This window comes from Tabrizicola sp. (assembly GCF_016793705.1).
Taxonomy (GTDB): Bacteria; Pseudomonadota; Alphaproteobacteria; order Rhodobacterales; family Rhodobacteraceae; genus Tabrizicola.
In genome coordinates, this window is the sequence record NZ_JAEULO010000041.1 from 13,879 (window position 1) to 30,327 (window position 16,449).

Sequence of the window (16,449 nt, forward strand, 5' to 3'; positions counted from 1 at the left end):
CATGACTGAAACGCCGACCCCCAATCCGTTCGGCCCGGGCCTCGCGCAATTCCTTGGCCGCGGCGCCGCCTATTACGGCGCCGCCTTCGCGCGGATCGACCAAAGCGGCGGGCGCGCCGTGGTGCCCAACCTCTGGGCGGGGATCCTGGGGCCGGTCTGGCTGGCGGCGCGCGCACTTTGGGGCGTGTTCTGGTTCGCCTTCTTGGCCGACATGCTGGCCGTCGTCCTGATCGGCATCGGCCTTCTGGGCGATCTGGGCAGCGACGCGATCGCGCGGGCCGACCGGCTGGCCCAGCAGGCGGCCGAGCGGATGGTCGCCGCCGAGGCCGCGATTGCCAGCGGCGACAGCCTGGGCGAAAGCATGAAGACCTCGGCCCAGGCCATCGCGCAGGCCGCCGACCAGGCGCGCGCCACCGCCGATGCCGCAAGGCTGCGGGCGCCCGCCTTCATCGCGGGTGGTGCGGCGCTGGGCCTGGCCGTGCACGGGCTGTGCGCGCTGTTCGGCACCGCCCTGCTTGCCGCCCGCTACCGCCGCTGGCGCGCCCTGCCGGCGCTGCCGCATGGCCTGCCGCCGCTGCGGCTGGCCTTCGCGGCCCTGTTGCCGGCGGTCTGCCTGCCGCTGGCCGTCTACCGCTTCGCCGCGCCCGCGCCGCCCGACTGGCTGGTGTCCTTCCCGGCCGCGACCGACCTGCGCAGCGACCTGTCGCGCGCGATCGACGCCGGAGTCTCGTCGCTGGCCGACAACCTCGCCTGGCTGTTCACCGGCATCACCGGCGCGATCAACGCCGTCCTGAACCTGATGGAGATCGCGCTGGTCGCCACGCCCTGGCCCATCGTGATGATCGCGGTCCTGGCGATTTCCTGGCAGGTCGCCGGTCCGCGCGTGGCAAACTTCGCCGCTGCGGCGCTGGCCTATCTGGCCGTGCTGGGCTTTTGGGAGAAAAGCATGGCCACCGTGGCGCTTCTTGGCACTGCCGCGGCGCTTTGCGTGGCGATCGGCATTCCGCTTGGGGTCTGGTGCGGCCGCAAGCCGCGCGTCTACAGCGCGATGCGACCGGTGCTGGATTTCATGCAGACCATGCCGGCCTTCGTCTACCTGATCCCTGTCATCGCCTTTTTCGGCATCGGCAAGCCGCCTGGCATCATCGCGACGCTGATCTTCGGCATGCCGCCGGTGATCCGCCTGACCGCGCTTGGCATCGCGAACGTGCCGGAGACCGTGCGCGAGGCCGCCACAGCCTTCGGTGCCTCACGTCGGTTCCTGCTGTTCAAGGTCGATCTGCCGCTGGCCATGCCCTCGATCATGACCGGGGTGAACCAGACACTGTTGATGTGCCTCTCCATGGTCGTCATCGCCTCGTTGATCGGCGCCAAGGGCTTGGGCGAGGATGTGCTATCGGCCCTGCAATATGCGGCGGTGGGGCAGGGGATTCTGGCCGGGATGGCGATCCTATTGTGCGCCATCGTGCTTGACCGCATCGTCCAAGGACGCAGTTGGACATAATCTACCGCATTGGCAAGACCGGCGACCGGCTGAAAGATATGTGCTTCTCGGCCGGCTCACTGCCGAGAAACTTCGGGCGGAAACCAACGCGCGGACCTGTCACGGCAAACCGGCTTTCGGTGGGGCAGGGCGCCCCGCCAGCCTGCCGAGATAACCAAACCCTCCCCTTTCCGTTACTTTAAGACGAGCCCTGAGATCATCCACTTGGACGTGATGCTCTACGTCCGATTCCCGCTGTCGCTTCGCAACGTCGAGGACCTTCTGCACGAGCGCGGCATCGAGGTCAGCCACGAGACCCTGCAGTACGGGTGGAACAGGTTCGGGCCGATGTTTGCCGCGAGATCAGGGGCAACTGGGTCGAGGCCATACGCGAGCATCGCCTCTGGCACCTGGACGAGCTCACGTGAAGCTCAACAGGGTGACGCACTACCTCTGGCGGGCTGTGGATCATGAGGGCGAGGTGCTGGAAAGCATCGTCACCAAGACCCGTGATCGCAAGGCGGCCCTTAAGTTTCTGAAGAAATCGATGAAGCGCCACGGTGAGCCCGAAACGATCATGACGGATCGGCTCCGGTCAGCGGACGCCCCTTGACGTCGGTGACGTGCAGCTTGGTGTTCAACCCGCCCTGCGCCCGATCGGACGCCCGCGCTGATCGTCCGGCCCCTCTTTTTCGCCCGAAGGCTCGAAGCTGTGCGGTGCGCCTTCAGATAGGTCGCGGCAATCATGATGGTTTTCTGCTCGCCGCCTTTGGTGGCCAGGCCTTCCATCATCCGGGTGAAGACATCCATGTCGCCCCACCGTTTCCAACGATTGTTGAGCGTCTTCGGAGGGCCACGCTTCCCCGATGCATCGCACCACCGCAACCCATTGCGGTCTATGACTCCGCACAGGACGCGCCGGTCATCCACCTGCGGCCTGCCATGGGTCTTGGGGAAGAGCGGCTTCGGCCGCTCTGTCTGATCACGCGCGGCTAGTATCAAACCGACTGAGTCCATCCGAAGGGTCGGCGCTTCCCGGACTGGGAGAACTGAAAAGCGGCATCAGCATTCAGGCAATCTGAGATTGTGGCAGCAAAGGCCCCCCCTTAACGTCGCTGCATTCCCGTGATTCCGGGTGGATGCAGAGACCACAGGGCTGGATTCGAGAATGCAGAATGCACGGCAAGACACCTTTTTCGCCCATTCTGGAAGGTCCGAGGATGGCAGCGACTGGCAAACGCTTCTTGAACATCTGGAGGGAACCGCCGCGCGAGCGGCGACGGCGGGCGAGAGGCTGGGTCTGCCGCTGTGCGCGAGCATCGCAGCGCGGTTTCATGACTTCGGCAAGTACGATCCCGCCTTCCAGTGGCGGTTGAGCGGCGACAAGACCGCGGTCGACCATTCCACCGCCGGGGCGCACCTGCTGCTCGGTCGTGCCGGACCGATGCCCCATGCCGCACAGTTGCTGGCCTCCGGGAGCGTGGATCGAAACTTTTCGGGCGCAGAGGCTGCGGACAAGCAGACCGGTCGCTCCCCATCCGGGAGCGTGGATCGAAACGTCACACGACGCGCCACGAGCGCGTCCTGTTCCGGTCGCTCCCCATCCGGGAGCGTGGATCGAAACGTTCGCCTGGTTGCCGACCAGCGAAGGGTGGTTCGTCGCTCCCCATCCGGGAGCGTGGATCGAAACATCGCGTCTGCGCAGGAGGCGTCAGCGCCACTGGTCGCTCCCCATCCGGGAGCGTGGATCGAAACACTCTGATGGGTGCCAACGTCAAGGTCGTGGACAAGTCGCTCCCCATCCGGGAGCGTGGATCGAAACGCTCGAAGCCCCTCGGTCAGTGACCCATAGACTTGTCGCTCCCCATCCGGGAGCGTGGATCGAAACCGGATGTAACGGCGCGCCCGGGTATCGTTCTGAACAGCACGGTCGGGCTGCCAGCATTGCAGGCAGGTTGCCCGGTGAAATGCCTTGGAATAGCGACTTAGAACATTGCGGGCATCACGCACAAAAGGCCGCTTGCAGGTTTCCGGCCCACGCCAAAGCGACCAGAGATAGCCGATGTCGCATGCCTAATCTCCGCGCTTGCGGCAACCATTCAGGTGCACGGCGACTTCTATGCAACAGACGGTCGCGCTTCGGATGTCGCGGGTAACGTCGCTCTCATCGAAAACGGTGGCGTCACCGCCTACCCGGGTCAGGCACGATTTCCCCAACGCGTGACCGAAGCCCGGCAGCAGGGTGTCTCGGTCGACCCCCGGTGAAAATCGAGACTATAGCGCCACATAAAACCAAAGGGTGCCGTCAGAGGAGACCGCCTGCGGTGGGCAGGGTACCCGATCGGCCTTCTGGCATGATCAAACGCTCTCTGCAAAATCCGGGCAGACCCATGCAAGGCCCACAAAGAAATCCGCATCGCCGCTCTCGCCGGGTGGCGCGGCCTTTTCGCTGCCTGACCGAACGACGGGGCAGGGGTAACGCAAACTGGTTCGCATTCGTCTGACAGCACCTGGTCGGGAGCTATTGTACCCCGGCCCGCGCAAGGCGTCGGCGCTCTACCCTTGTGCGGATGGCAGCCACATCCGTCACCGGGGTCGCAGCGAAAAGCTGGCGGGTATAGGGATGGGTCGGGTTGGCAAAAACCTCTTCCCGCGTACCCTGTTCCACCGCCTCGCCCTTCGAGATCACCATCACCTCGTCCGCAATGTAGCGCACGACGGACAGGTCATGGCTGACAAAGACATAGGTCAGGCCGAACTCGTCCTGAAGATCGGCCAAGAGGTTCAGAACCTGCGCCTGCACCGACAGGTCCAGCGCCGAGACGGGTTCGTCAAGCACCAGAAGCGAGGGGTTCAGCATCAGCGCCCGTGCGATGGCGATGCGCTGGCGCTGCCCGCCCGAGAACATATGCGGATAGCGGTTGAAGTGTTCGGGTTGCAACCCGACCTTGGCCAGCATCGCCTCGGCCCGCTCACGCTGCTCGGCGGCGGGGACATTGGTGTTGATCGCCAAGGGCTCCATCAGCACATTGCCGATCTTCTGGCGCGGGTTCAGGCTGCCATAGGGGTTCTGGAACACCATCTGCACCTTCGACCGCATGTCCGGCCCCGGGCGGTGCGCGCGGATATCGACGGGCTTGCCCTCGATCCGCAACTCGCCGCCGGTGGGGGCGTCGATCAGGGCGATCACCCGGGCCAGAGTGGACTTGCCCGAGCCGGATTCGCCGACGATGGCCAGTGTCTTGCCCTTCTCGACCCTGAAATCCACGCCCTTCAGGGCGCGGACGCTCCTGGCGCGGGCGAACATGCCGCCGGGGACGTGATAGTCCTGCACGATGGCCTTCCCTTCGACAACGGCAGTCATCGCGCGGCCTCCTGCGTGAAGAAGTCGGATACGGTGGGCAGCCGGTCGCCGGTGGCATTCTCGGGCAGGGCCGAAAGAAGTGCGCGGGTATAGGGATGCTGCGGGTTTTCGAACAGCGACAGCACGTCGGCCTCTTCCATCTTCTTGCCCTTGTACTGCACCACCACGCGGTCGGCGGTCTCGGCCACCACGCCCATGTCATGCGTGATCAGGATCAGGGCCATGCCGTAATCTTCCTGAAGTTTCATCAACAGGTCGAGGATCTGCTTCTGGATCGTCACATCGAGCGCCGTGGTCGGCTCGTCCGCGATCAAGAGGCGCGGGTTCGAGGCGATGGCCATGGCGATCATCACCCGCTGGCACTGCCCGCCCGACATCTGGTGCGGATAGGCCTTCAGCTTTTCCTCCGGCTCGGGGATGCCGACGGCGCGATAAAGTTCCAGCGCTCGGGCATGGGCCTCGCGCCGGGACATGCCCAGGTTCAGCCGCAGCACCTCCTCGATCTGGAAGCCGGTGGTGAAGCTGGGGTTCAACGAGGCGACGGGTTCCTGGAAGATCATCGTGATCTCGCGCCCGATCAGCTTGCGCCGCTGCACCGCCGTCATGTTCGAGATATCCTGACCGTCATAGGTCATCTCGTCGGCGGTGATGGTGGCGGTGTCGGGCAGGAGGCCCATCACCGCCAGCATCGAGACCGACTTGCCCGAGCCGCTTTCGCCGACGATGGCCAGCACCTCGCCCTTGTCGACCGAGACGTCGATCCCGTCCACGGCGGTGAAGCTGCCGGTGGCGGTGGCGAATTTGACCGTAAGGTTGCGGATGTTCAGAAGCGCCATCTGTCAGCTCCGCTTCAGTTTCGGGTCAAGGGCGTCGCGCAGCCCGTCGCCCATCAGGTTGATCGCCAGCACCGAGACCAGAATGGCGAGGCCGGGGAAGGTCACGACCCACCACGCGGACAGGATGAACTCGCGTGCCTCGGCCAACATGGTGCCCCATTCCGGCGCGGGCGGTTGCGCGCCCATGCCAAGAAAGCCAAGCGCGGCGGAGTCGAGCACGGCGGAGGAGAACGACAGCGTCGCCTGCACGATCAGGGGCGCCAGGCAGTTGGGCAGGATGGTCCTGAACATCAGCCGCAGGTTGCCCGCCCCGGCAACACGGGCGGCGGTGACATATTCACGCTTCATCTCGCTCATCACGGCGGCGCGGGTCAGCCGGGCGAAATGCGGCTGGTAGACGATGGCGATGGCGATCATCGCATTGGTCAGCCCCGGCCCAAGCACCGCAACCAGCACCAGTGCTAGAAGAAGGGATGGGAAGGCGAGGATCACGTCCATCACCCGCATGATGACGGTATCCACCCAGCCGCCGAAGAAACCGGCGAGAAGGCCGATGACGATGCCGCCGACCAGCGCGATGGACACGACGACGATGCCGATGAACAGCGAATACTGCGCGCCGTAGATCAGCCGCGACAGCATGTCCCGCCCGACGGCATCGGTGCCGAGGATATAGGCCGCGCGCCCCTTTTCCTCCCACATCGGGGGGACCAGCAGGGCATCGCGGTATTGCACCGTCGGGTCATGCGGGGACAATAGCCCGGCAAAGACCGCGACCAGCACCAGAAGGATGAAGACGATCAGCCCAAGCACCGCGCCCCGGTTCTGGCTGAAGTAGAACCAGAACTCGGCCAGCATCCGGCGGCGGATGGCGGCATCCGAAAGTTTGACGGTTGCGTCGGTCATGTGTTGCGGATCCTCGGGTTGATCAGGCCATAGGTCAGGTCGACCAGCAGGTTCACCAGCATCACCAGACCGGCGATGAGCAACAGGCCGGACTGCACCACCGGATAGTCGCGGCGCGAAATCGAATCGATCATCCATTTGCCGATGCCGGGCCAGGAGAAGATCGTCTCGGTCAGGATCGCCCCGGCCATGAGAACACCGATCTGCAAGCCGATGGTGGTGATGACCGGGATCATGGCGTTCCTCAGCGCATGGATGCCGATCACGCGTGACGGGGGCATCCCCTTGGCGCGGGCGGTGCGGACATAGTCCTCGCCCATCACCTCCAGCATCGCGGACCGGGTCTGCCGGGCGATCACCGCCAGCGGGATCGTCGCCAGCACGACCGAGGGCAGGATCAGGTGCGAAAGCGCCGAAGTGAACGCCCCCTTCTGCCCCGACAGAAGGCTGTCGATCAGCATGAAGCCGGTGACATCGGGAAAGTAATACAACAGGTCGATCCGCCCCGATACCGGCGTCCAGCCCAGGATGCCGGAGAAGAGGATGATCAAGAGCAGCCCCCACCAGAAGATCGGCATCGAAAACCCGATCAGCGCGGTGGTCATGGAAATCTGGTCGAACCAGCTGCCGCGCTTGATGGCGGCCAGAACCCCGACCGGCACGCCGATCAGCGTGGCAATGATGATGGCGCAAAGACCCAGCTCGACCGTTGCCGGGAACAGGGTCAGGAATTCGGTCAGGACGGGCTTCTTCGTCACCAGCGAGTTGCCGAAATCGCCGTGGAACAACCGCCCCAGAAAGTCGAAATACTGCAGCACCACCGGCTTGTCATAGCCGAGTTGCGCGGTCAGCTCCGCGTGCCGCTCGGGGGTGACGCCCCGCTCACCCGCCATCAGCAGCACAGGATCGCCGGGCAGGATGCGCACGAAACTGAAGGCGATGATGGTGATGCCGAGGAAGGTCGGCACCAGATACAAGAGCTTGGAGAGGATGAACCTGATCATGCGCCTCGTTCCTATAGAGAGCGCGCGGGGAACCCATCGCCCCCCGCGCGCCCGGTTTTGTCAGAGAAAGCCGATTACTCGGCGATATCCACGGTTTCGAAGGTGAAGTCACCCAGCGGGCTCATCACGAAGCCCGAGACCTTGGCTGACATCGGCACATACTGGGTCGAGTGGGCGATGGTAAACCAGGGCGCCTGATCCTTGAAGATCACCTGTGCCTGCTCGTAAAGCGCGGTGCGCTCGGCCGGGTCGGCAGTGATCTTGGCGTCCTTCAAGAGCTTGGAGAAATCCTCGTTGCACCAGAAGGCACGGTTCGCCCCACCGTCACCGGCGGAATCGCAGGACAGCAGCACGGACAGGAAGTTGTCCGGGTCGCCGTTGTCGCCGGTCCAGCCCAGGATCACCGCGCCGTCACGGCCCGGTTCCATGGATTTGGCCAGGTATTCGCCCCATTCGTAGCTGACGATCTCGACCTTGACGCCGACCTTCGACAGGTCTTCCTGCATCAGTTCTGCCGTGCGCTTGGCGTTCGGCATGTAGGGGCGCTGCACCGGCATCGCCCAGATCTTCATCGACAGGTCAGTCACCCCGGCTTCGGCCAGCATGGCCTTGGCGGCTTCGGGGTCATAGGCGTCATCGACGATGGCGTCGTTGTAGGACCACATGGTCGGCGGGATCGGGTTCTTCGCCGGTTCGGCCGCGCCCTGGAACACCGCATCCACGATGGCCTGCTTGTTTATCGCCATGTTCAGCGCCTTGCGGACCTTCGGATTGTCGAAGGGCGGCATGGTGGTGTTGTAGGCCAGATAACCCACGTTCAGGCCGGCCTGCTCGTCCAGCTTCAGGCTGGCGTCAGCCTTGATGCCTTCGATGTCGGCGGGGGCCGGATAGGGCATCAGATGGCATTCGCCGGCCTTCAGTTTCTGCAGGCGGACGGCAGCGTCCGGGGTGATCGCGAAGACCAGGTCGTCGATGATCGGCGCCGTGCCCCAGTAGTCCGGGTTCTTGGTGTAGCGGATCACGGCGTCCTTCTGATAGGCCACGAACTTGAACGGGCCGGTGCCGATCGGCATGTTGTTCAGATCCTCGCGCGTACCGGCGGCGTCCAGCGCATCGGCATATTCCTTCGACACGATCGAGGCGAAGGGCATGGCGATGTTCGCCAGGAACGGCGCCTCTGGCGTGTTCAGGGTGAACTTCACCGTGTAGTCGTCGATCTTCTCGATCGACTTGATCAGGTCCGGCATCGCCATCGAGGTGTAGTATTCGTAGGTGATGCCCGGGATGTACTGGTGCCAGGGGTTCTCGGCATTGCCCTGACGGTCATACGAAAAGATCACGTCGTCGGCGTTGAAGTCACGCGTGGGGGTGAACTTCTCGTTCGACTGCCACTTCACGCCCTTGCGCAGGTGGAAGGTGTATTCGGTGCCGTCTTCCGAAACTTCCCAGCTTTCGGCCAGACCCGGCTCGACCTCGGTCGTGCCTTTCTTGAATTCGGTCAGGCGGTTGTAGATCGGGTGGGCCGAGGCGTCGAAGGTGCCGCCTGCGGTATAGGGCGCAGGGTCAAAGCCTTCGGGCGACGCTTCCGAGCAATAGACGAAGGTCTTGGCAAGGGCGGGCATGGCGGAGGTCATCGCCAGCGCCGATGCCGCAACGAGCATACGGGTAATCATCTTCATGTCTTGTCCTTTCACTCTCTGTTGTAGCCTGCGCCGACCCGGTTGAGATGGGCCGGACTTTTCAAGACCTTGCGTCGCGGCTAGGTCCCGATCTCTGTCACACCGAATGGATCATCCAGCCGCTCGGCAGGGGGCACAAACCAGCGCGGGCCGGAGTGTGTCATGTAGACGATGTCTTCCAGCCGGACACCGCATTCGCCATAGACGCACAGCATCGGCTCGATGGAAAAGCACATGCCCGCCTCAAGCGGGGTGTCGTTGCCACCCACGATATAGGGCGCCTCGTGGATATCCAGACCCAGGCCATGCCCGGTGCGGTGTGGCAGGCCGGGCACCTGGTAGCCGGGGCCGAAACCTGTATCGGTAAACACCTTGCGCGCGGCCGCATCGACCGAGGCGCAGGTCGCGCCGATCCGGGCCGCCGCAAAACCCGCGGCCTGCGCCTGCCGCTCCAGCTCCCACAACTCGCGCTGCCGGGGGGTCGGGGTGCCGAACACATAGGTCCGGGTGATGTCGGAGGAGTAGCCCTGCAAGGTGCCGCCCATGTCGACAAGCACCATATCGCCGTCCACCAGCACCTGCGGATGCGGCACGCCATGCGGATAGGCGGTCGCCTCGCCGAACTGCACGGCGGCAAACAGCGGCTTCAGCCCAAGGGCGCTATGCGCGGCCAAGATGAACTGGGCAACCTCGGTCGTCGAGATACCTTCGCGCAACCCGGCATGAACCGCCTTCTGCACCCGAAAGCTCGCGTCCATCGCGGCCTGCATCAGCGCCAGCTCGGCAGGCGATTTCACCTGCCGCTGCGCCGAGATCATCGCTTGGGCCAAGGTTACGGGGCCTTGGATGGCCTGCATCAGGGCCGAGGCGAAGACAAAGGGCGTCGCCGGGTCCAGCGCAAAGCCCGCGCCCGGCGCGTCGAAACCCGCCAGACGGGCCGCGATCAGCGCATAGGGGTTTTCATGTTCTTCCCAGACCGCGATGTCGCCGGGAAGGCGCAGGAGAGTCCGCAGCTTCGGCGCCTCGAACTGGGGCGAGACATAGATCATCGAGCCATCCGCCGGAACCAGCGCGCCATGAATCCGTTCCGACAGCCCCAACGACAGTCCGGTGTAATAGGTCAGCGAGGACGAGGCATCCAGCCAGACCGCCTTGATGCCCGCCCCGACCATCCGCGCCTGAAGCCCCGATACCCGCGCCCGCAGCTCTGCCGGTTGGATGGGCTGCGCCTGGACATGGCCGAAGGCGTCAAGCGCGGTGGCAAAATCGGTCATCAAGCTTCCATTGTCCGTTCACGGGCGACGTGCAGGGTGGCAGTTTGGCGTGACTGTCAGCGCCTTGAACGAGACGTGTCACCGCTGAGCGCGCGACCTGCCCCCACAGGAACGCCGTGCCACCTAAACCAGATTGGATCCTATATACAATATCAAACTTCTTTCCGATCCGGGCAATATTGGGTAGAGCGATGGGGTGCGGCTGGGGGCAGGCATGGCGTTGAAAGGTGTCGACATTTCAAGGACCGTCTCGGCCGGCGGGCTTGTGTTCGAGGCCCTGCGCCGGGCCATCATCGAGGGCGAACTGAAGGATGGCGACTCGCTCCGCCAGGATGAAATCGCGCGCCTGTTCAACACCAGCCGGATTCCGGTGCGCGAAGCGATCACCATGCTGGAGCAGCAGGGGCTGGTGAAGAACCACCGTTTTAGGGGGGCGGTCGTGGTCGGCCTGTCCATCGCCGAGGCCAGCGAGATCTTCGATTTCCGCTGCATCATGGATGCCCATGTGATCCGCGCCGCCGTGCCGCATATGACGCCCGCCGTGATCGCCGAGGCCCGCGCCATCTGTGACGCCTTTTCCGCGACCGACGATCCGGCGCGCTGGGGCGATCTGAACCGCGACTTTCACATGACGCTTTATCGGGCCAGCAACCTGCCCTTTCATCTGGGCACGTTGACCAATGCGATGGATCGGCTTGACCGCTATGTTCGCGCGCAGCTTCTGCTGACCGAAGGCCATGCCCGCGCCAATGCCGAACATCTGGAGATTCTGGAGGCCTGTGCGCGCGGCGACGCCGATGCGGCGGCAGAACTGACCACCGCGCATATCCGTCGCGCCCATGCGATGCTGCGCGAGCATCTGGCGAAGATCCAGGCGGCATTCGGCGGGACCCTTTAGCGGGCTGCCGAGGTATTGTCAGAGGAACTTGGGGTGCTGCGGACCACTGCCCCCGCTTCGCTGTCTTTGCCACCGAAACCCGGCGCTTCCCTGATTCGCCGAACGGGCAGCAGGTCCTCTCGGCATGGCTTGATTCCGGCTGGACCTGCTGCCCCGTCAGGTGCCTTGACGTCATGTCGACTTTAGGCTGAGCGCTTCTGCCGCGATGCGGCAGGGCTCGGCTCATCCGAAGGTATTGAGAGAGAACAGCTTCTTGCAAACGCCGCGCAATTGCAGCATGGCCCGCAGGATATACACGCCTCCGTGAACGGAAATCTTGCATATAGTAATACTTTTGATAACCTCATCTCAGCCACGCGAGGAAAGTGGCCCAAGTTTTCACCGGGAGGAAATCATGAACGTTTACAAGACTCTCGCGCTTGGCGCGGGACTGGCTGGCTTGTTGCTTTCTGCAGCTTATGCCGAAGGTCTTCAGGGCAAGGTCATCGGCTTTTCGCAGATCGGATCGGAATCCGGCTGGCGTGCGGCCGAAACCTCCGTGACCAAGGCCGAGGCCGAGGCACGCGGCATCGACCTGAAATTTGCCGACGCCCAGCAGAAGCAGGAAAACCAGATCAAGGCAATCCGCGGCTTCATCGCGCAAGGCGTGGATGCGATCCTGGTTGCCCCTGTCGTCGCCACCGGCTGGGAAGAAGTGCTGACCGAAGCCAAGGAGGCCAACATCCCCGTCGTCCTCCTGGACCGCGGCATCGAGGGGCCGGAGGACCTGTATCTCACTTCGGTCGCTTCCGACCAGGTGAAAGAAGGCCGCGTCGCCGGGGAATGGCTGGTCGGGACCGTCGGCGACAAGACCTGCAACATCGTCGAGCTGCAGGGCACCGTCGGCTCCTCGCCTGCGATCAACCGCAAGCAGGGCTTCGAAGAAGGCATCGCGGGCCATGCGAACCTGTCGATCATCCGCAGCCAGACCGGCGACTTCACCCGGTCCAAGGGCAAGGAGGTCATGGAAGGCTTCATCAAGGCCGAAGACGGCGGCAAGAACATCTGCGCGGTCTATGCCCACAATGACGACATGGCCGTGGGCGCGATCCAGGCGATCAAGGACGCGGGCCTGAAACCGGGCAGCGACATCCTGGTGGTGTCGATCGACGCGGTGCCGGACATCTTCTCGGCCATGGTCGCCGGCGAGGCCAACGCCACGGTGGAGCTGACCCCCAACATGGCCGGCCCCGCCTTCGACGCGCTGCAAGCCTATTGGGACGCGGGCACAGCACCCGAGAAGTTCATCATCACGGAATCGAAGCTCTTCACCTCCGCCGACGATCCGCAGGGTGAATACGACCGCCGCAAAGGCCTTGGCTACTAGGTTTCCTCGCCAGGGCGCCGTCGGACGGGGGCACATACCCCCGTCCGGCGGAATTGCTTTATCCGCCGGTTCGGCGGACAGTTGCGGGGCAGGGGGAAGCCGACATGACAGTTGAACAGCCAGTTCTTGAGGCGCGCGGGATCGTCAAGGTCTTCGGCCAGCACCGAGCCCTGGACAAGGTCGACTTTGCCGCCAATGCTGGCGAGGTTCACGCTCTTCTCGGCGAAAACGGCGCAGGCAAGTCCACCCTGATCAAGATCCTGACCGGCGCCTACCAGCCCGACGGCGGCGACCTCCTCCTCGACGGCCAGCCCATCCACCTGCGCGATCCGCTCCACGGCCAGACCTACGGGATCGGTACCGTGTATCAGGAGGTCAACCTCCTCCCCAACCGTTCTGTTTCGGAGAACCTCTTCCTCGGCCGACAGCCCAGCCGCTTCGGCCTCGTTGACCGCAAGCGGATCGACGCCCAGGCGCGCGACCTGCTCACGCGCTACGGCCTCGACATCGACGTCCGCGCCGACCTCTCCGAATATTCCGTTGCCGTCCAGCAAATCGTCGCCATCGCCCGCGCCGTCGAACTCTCCGGCAAGGTCCTCGTCCTCGACGAACCCACCGCCAGCCTCGACCGCAACGAGGTTCAGCGCCTGTTCGACGTGGTCCGCGGGCTGAAGGCCAAGGGACTGGCGATCATCTTCATCACCCATTTCCTCGACCAGGTGTTCGAGTTGGCCGACCGCGTCACCATCCTGCGCAACGGCAAGAAAGTTGCGACCCAGGCGCTCGACACGCTCAACACCACCGATGTCGTTCGCATGATGCTCGGCAAGGATGTCGCCTTCGAACACCACCCCTCCGCCCTGTCCGGCGCCACCAAGGGCGCGGTCCGCGTCGAATTCCAGCAGATCGGCCGCAAGGGCATGGCCCCCTTCGACCTTGCCGTCCACGAAGGCGAGGTCGTCGGCGTCGCGGGTCTCCTCGGCTCCGGCCGGACCGAGGTTGCCCGCCTGATGTTCGGCGTCGACACCAGCGACGGTGGGCAGGTCCGCGTCGACGGCCAGCCCGTCACCATCCGCAACCCCGCCCAGGCCGTCGCCGCCGGTTTCGGCTTCTGCCCCGAGGACCGCAAGATCGACGGCATCTTCGGCGACCTTTCCGTCCGCGAGAACATCATCATCGCCCTGCAAGCCAAGCTCGGCTGGTTCCGCGCCCTGAACCGCGACGACCAGATCGAACTCGCTGGCCGCTATGCCGAGGCGCTGGACATCCGCGCCGCCGACCATGACATGCCGGTCAAGCTTCTCTCCGGCGGCAACCAGCAGAAGGTCATCCTCGCCCGCTGGCTGGCCATCGACCCGACCTTCCTGATCCTGGACGAACCCACCCGCGGCATCGACGTCGGCGCCCATGCCGAGATCGTCCGCACCATCAACCGCCTGCGCGAGGAGGGCCTAGCCCTCTTCGTCATCTCCTCCGAACTCGACGAGGTGGTGGCCTATTCCAACCGCATCGTTGTCATGCGCGACCGCGAGATGGTGGCCGAGCTTGACGGCGACACCATCGCCCCCGACGCCATCGTCCGAGCCATCGCCGGAACCGCGCCCGGAAAGCCCCAGGAGGCCCGCCCGTGACCCGCCCGACCGTGGACCTTCGCCCGACCACCCAGCCCCCCATGCCCCGCGCGCGGCCCATCGCCAGCTTCTTCACCCGACCGCAGGTCATCGCCCTTGCCGCCGTGCTGCTCGTCAACTGGCTCCTCTTCCCCGGCTTCTTCACTATCACCTGGCAGGACGGCCGCTTCTTCGGCAGCCTGATCGACGTGCTGAACCGCGGCGCGCCGGTCGCCATCCTTGCGATCGGCATGACCATGGTCATCGCCACCAAGGGCGTCGATCTTTCCGTCGGCGCCGTCATGGCGATCAGCGGCGCCACCGCCGCAACTCTCGTCACATCCGGTGTCCCGGCCCCCGTCGCTGTTTTCGCCGCGCTGGGAACGGGCCTCCTCTGCGGCCTCTGGAACGGCATCCTCGTCACCGTGCTGGAAATCCAGCCGATCATCGCCACCCTCGTCCTGATGGTCGCCGGGCGCGGTCTCGCCCAGCTGATCACCGAGGGCTACATCGTCACCTTCTCCGATCCCCTGCTGATCTTCATCGGCACCGGCTCCTTCCTCGGCTTCCCCATGCCCGTGGTCATCGCCGCCCTCCTGATGATCCTCGCCACCCTGATCGTCCGCCGCACCGCGCTTGGCCTTCTGATCGAGGCGGTCGGCGTCAACCGCTCTGCCGCCCGCTTTGCCGGACTCTCCGCCGGGGCGCTGCTCCTGATCGTCTACACCTTCGCGGGCTTCTGCGCCGCGATCTCCGGCCTGATCGTGGCGGGTGACATCCGTGGTGCCGACGCCAACAACGCGGGCCTCTGGCTGGAGCTTGACGCGATCCTCGCCGTCGTCATCGGCGGCACTTCCCTGATGGGCGGGCGTTTCTCCATCCCCATGGCCGTCCTCGGCGCGATGATCATCCAGGCGATGAATACCGGCATCCTGATCTCGGGCTTCTCCCCCGAGTTCAATCTGGTCGTCAAATCCGCCGTGATCATCGTCATCCTCGTCCTGCAATCCCCCATCTCCGCCCGCCTCTTCCGCCGCCTGCCCGGAGCGCAAAAATGACCCGCAGCCTGCGCCCGCTTCTGGCGACGACCCTGATCTTCCTCTTCGCCTACATGCTTGCGGTGTCGCAGCAGCCCGCGATGCTCTCGACCCGCGTCCTCGGCAATTTCCTGACCGACAACGCCTTCCTCGGCATCGCCGCCGTGGGCATGACCTTCGTCATCCTCTCCGGCGGGATCGACCTGTCGGTCGGAGCCGTCATCGGCTTCACCACCGTCCTGATCGCCGTGCTGATCATGTGGCTGAACCTGCACCCGCTCATCGCCTTCGCCGTCGCTCTGATCGTCGCCACCGCCTTCGGGGCGGTCATGGGGGCCGCGATCCACTACCTTCGCGTTCCCAGTTTCATCGTTACCCTCGCTGGCATGTTCCTTGCCCGGGGCGGCGCTTCCGTCCTCTCGCCCGACTCTATCGGCATCGAGCATCCGTTCTTCACCGCCGTCCAGAAAAGCTACATCCTCCTTCCCGGTGGCGGTCGCCTGACCGTTGTCGGAATGATCATGCTCGCCGTCTTCGCCGTGGCGATCCTCCTTGCCCACCGCACCCGCTTCGGCTCCAACGTCTACGCGCTGGGCGGATCCGAAACCTCCGCTGCCCTGATGGGTGTCCCCGTCGCCCGCACCACGATCACGATCTACGCGCTCTCCAGCTTCCTCGCGGGTCTCGCCGGGGTGGTCTTCTCGCTCTACACCTCCGCCGGATATTCGCTGAACGCCCTCGGCGTGGAGCTTGACGCCATCGCCGCCGTCGTCATCGGCGGCACGCTCCTGACCGGCGGCTACGGCTTCGTCGCGGGCACTTTCATCGGCGTGATGCTGCAGGGATTGGTGCAAACCTACATCGTCTTCGACGGCACGCTCTCAAGCTGGTGGACCAAGATTGTCGTCGGCGTGCTTTTGTTTATGTTCATCGTGCTGCAACGGCTGGTCTTCCGGGCCGGACCACGACGAACCTAAGGGACCTGGACCGAT

At 64.6% G+C, this 16,449-nt stretch carries 12 protein-coding genes, 3 pseudogenes and 1 CRISPR repeat array; of the genes and pseudogenes, 8 read left to right on the top strand and 7 right to left on the bottom strand.

What is annotated here, in order from left to right:
- Position 1 precedes the first annotated feature (1 nt).
- Together JNJ68_RS10240 and JNJ68_RS10245 are read left to right on the top strand one after the other, a co-directional pair.
- Positions 2–1,504, top strand: a complete 1,503-nt coding sequence (locus JNJ68_RS10240) for an ABC transporter permease subunit (protein WP_294982108.1) — start codon at positions 2–4, stop codon at positions 1,502–1,504.
- A 150-nt stretch (positions 1,505–1,654) separates the two neighbouring features.
- Positions 1,655–2,081, top strand: a pseudogene (locus JNJ68_RS10245) (IS6 family transposase); the annotation flags it as partial.
- Here the strand turns inward: JNJ68_RS10245 and JNJ68_RS10250 are convergent.
- Positions 2,080–2,500, bottom strand: a pseudogene (locus JNJ68_RS10250) (IS5/IS1182 family transposase); the annotation flags it as partial. The pseudogenes JNJ68_RS10245 and JNJ68_RS10250 sit on opposite strands and share 2 nt — an antisense overlap.
- Before the next feature lie 151 nt (positions 2,501–2,651).
- Here JNJ68_RS10250 and JNJ68_RS19470 point away from each other — a divergent pair.
- A pseudogene (locus tag JNJ68_RS19470) lies at positions 2,652–2,900 on the top strand (CRISPR-associated endonuclease Cas3''); the annotation flags it as partial.
- Between the two features lie 43 nt (positions 2,901–2,943).
- Positions 2,944–3,371: a CRISPR direct-repeat array (repeat unit 32 nt; unit sequence GTCGCTCCCCATCCGGGAGCGTGGATCGAAAC).
- A 633-nt stretch (positions 3,372–4,004) separates the two neighbouring features.
- Here JNJ68_RS19470 and JNJ68_RS10255 read toward each other — a convergent pair.
- From JNJ68_RS10255 to JNJ68_RS10280, 6 genes are all read right to left on the bottom strand, one after another.
- Positions 4,005–4,847: a dipeptide ABC transporter ATP-binding protein gene (locus JNJ68_RS10255; protein ID WP_294982109.1), complete on the bottom strand. Its 843-nt coding sequence runs from the start codon at positions 4,845–4,847 to the stop codon at positions 4,005–4,007.
- Positions 4,844–5,683, bottom strand: coding sequence for an ABC transporter ATP-binding protein (locus JNJ68_RS10260; RefSeq protein ID WP_294982111.1), 840 nt, complete (start codon positions 5,681–5,683; stop codon positions 4,844–4,846). The genes JNJ68_RS10255 and JNJ68_RS10260 overlap by 4 nt, the downstream gene beginning before the upstream one ends.
- 3 nt (positions 5,684–5,686) lie before the next feature.
- On the bottom strand, positions 5,687–6,589 hold the full coding sequence (locus JNJ68_RS10265) for an ABC transporter permease subunit (RefSeq protein ID WP_294982113.1): 903 nt from the start codon (positions 6,587–6,589) through the stop codon (positions 5,687–5,689).
- Positions 6,586–7,593, bottom strand: a complete 1,008-nt coding sequence (locus JNJ68_RS10270; protein ID WP_294982115.1) for an ABC transporter permease subunit — start codon at positions 7,591–7,593, stop codon at positions 6,586–6,588. The genes JNJ68_RS10265 and JNJ68_RS10270 overlap by 4 nt, the downstream gene beginning before the upstream one ends.
- 74 nt (positions 7,594–7,667) lie before the next feature.
- On the bottom strand, positions 7,668–9,272 hold the full coding sequence (locus JNJ68_RS10275; protein ID WP_294982117.1) for an ABC transporter substrate-binding protein: 1,605 nt from the start codon (positions 9,270–9,272) through the stop codon (positions 7,668–7,670).
- Positions 9,273–9,352: 80 nt separating this feature from the next.
- Positions 9,353–10,546 (bottom strand): Xaa-Pro peptidase family protein, encoded by a 1,194-nt coding sequence (locus tag JNJ68_RS10280; protein ID WP_294982119.1) that lies wholly within the window; start codon positions 10,544–10,546, stop codon positions 9,353–9,355.
- Between the two features lie 214 nt (positions 10,547–10,760).
- Between JNJ68_RS10280 and JNJ68_RS10285 the strand changes: the two genes are divergently transcribed.
- From JNJ68_RS10285 to yjfF, 5 genes are all read left to right on the top strand, one after another.
- Entirely contained in the window at positions 10,761–11,444 is a 684-nt protein-coding gene (locus JNJ68_RS10285) for a GntR family transcriptional regulator (protein WP_294982121.1), read from the top strand.
- Between the two features lie 394 nt (positions 11,445–11,838).
- The gene (gene ytfQ / locus JNJ68_RS10290) at positions 11,839–12,810 is read left to right on the top strand and encodes a galactofuranose ABC transporter, galactofuranose-binding protein YtfQ (RefSeq protein ID WP_294982123.1); all 972 of its coding nucleotides are present in this window, start codon (positions 11,839–11,841) and stop codon (positions 12,808–12,810) included.
- A 104-nt stretch (positions 12,811–12,914) separates the two neighbouring features.
- A complete protein-coding gene (locus JNJ68_RS10295; RefSeq protein WP_294982125.1) occupies positions 12,915–14,441 on the top strand; it encodes a sugar ABC transporter ATP-binding protein in 1,527 nt (508 codons plus the stop codon).
- Positions 14,438–15,478, top strand: a complete 1,041-nt coding sequence (locus JNJ68_RS10300) for an ABC transporter permease (RefSeq protein ID WP_294982126.1) — start codon at positions 14,438–14,440, stop codon at positions 15,476–15,478. Before JNJ68_RS10295 ends, JNJ68_RS10300 begins: the two co-directional genes overlap by 4 nt.
- The gene (gene yjfF, locus JNJ68_RS10305) at positions 15,475–16,434 is read left to right on the top strand and encodes a galactofuranose ABC transporter, permease protein YjfF (RefSeq protein WP_294982128.1); all 960 of its coding nucleotides are present in this window, start codon (positions 15,475–15,477) and stop codon (positions 16,432–16,434) included. Before JNJ68_RS10300 ends, yjfF begins: the two co-directional genes overlap by 4 nt.
- Positions 16,435–16,449: the final 15 nt, after the last annotated feature.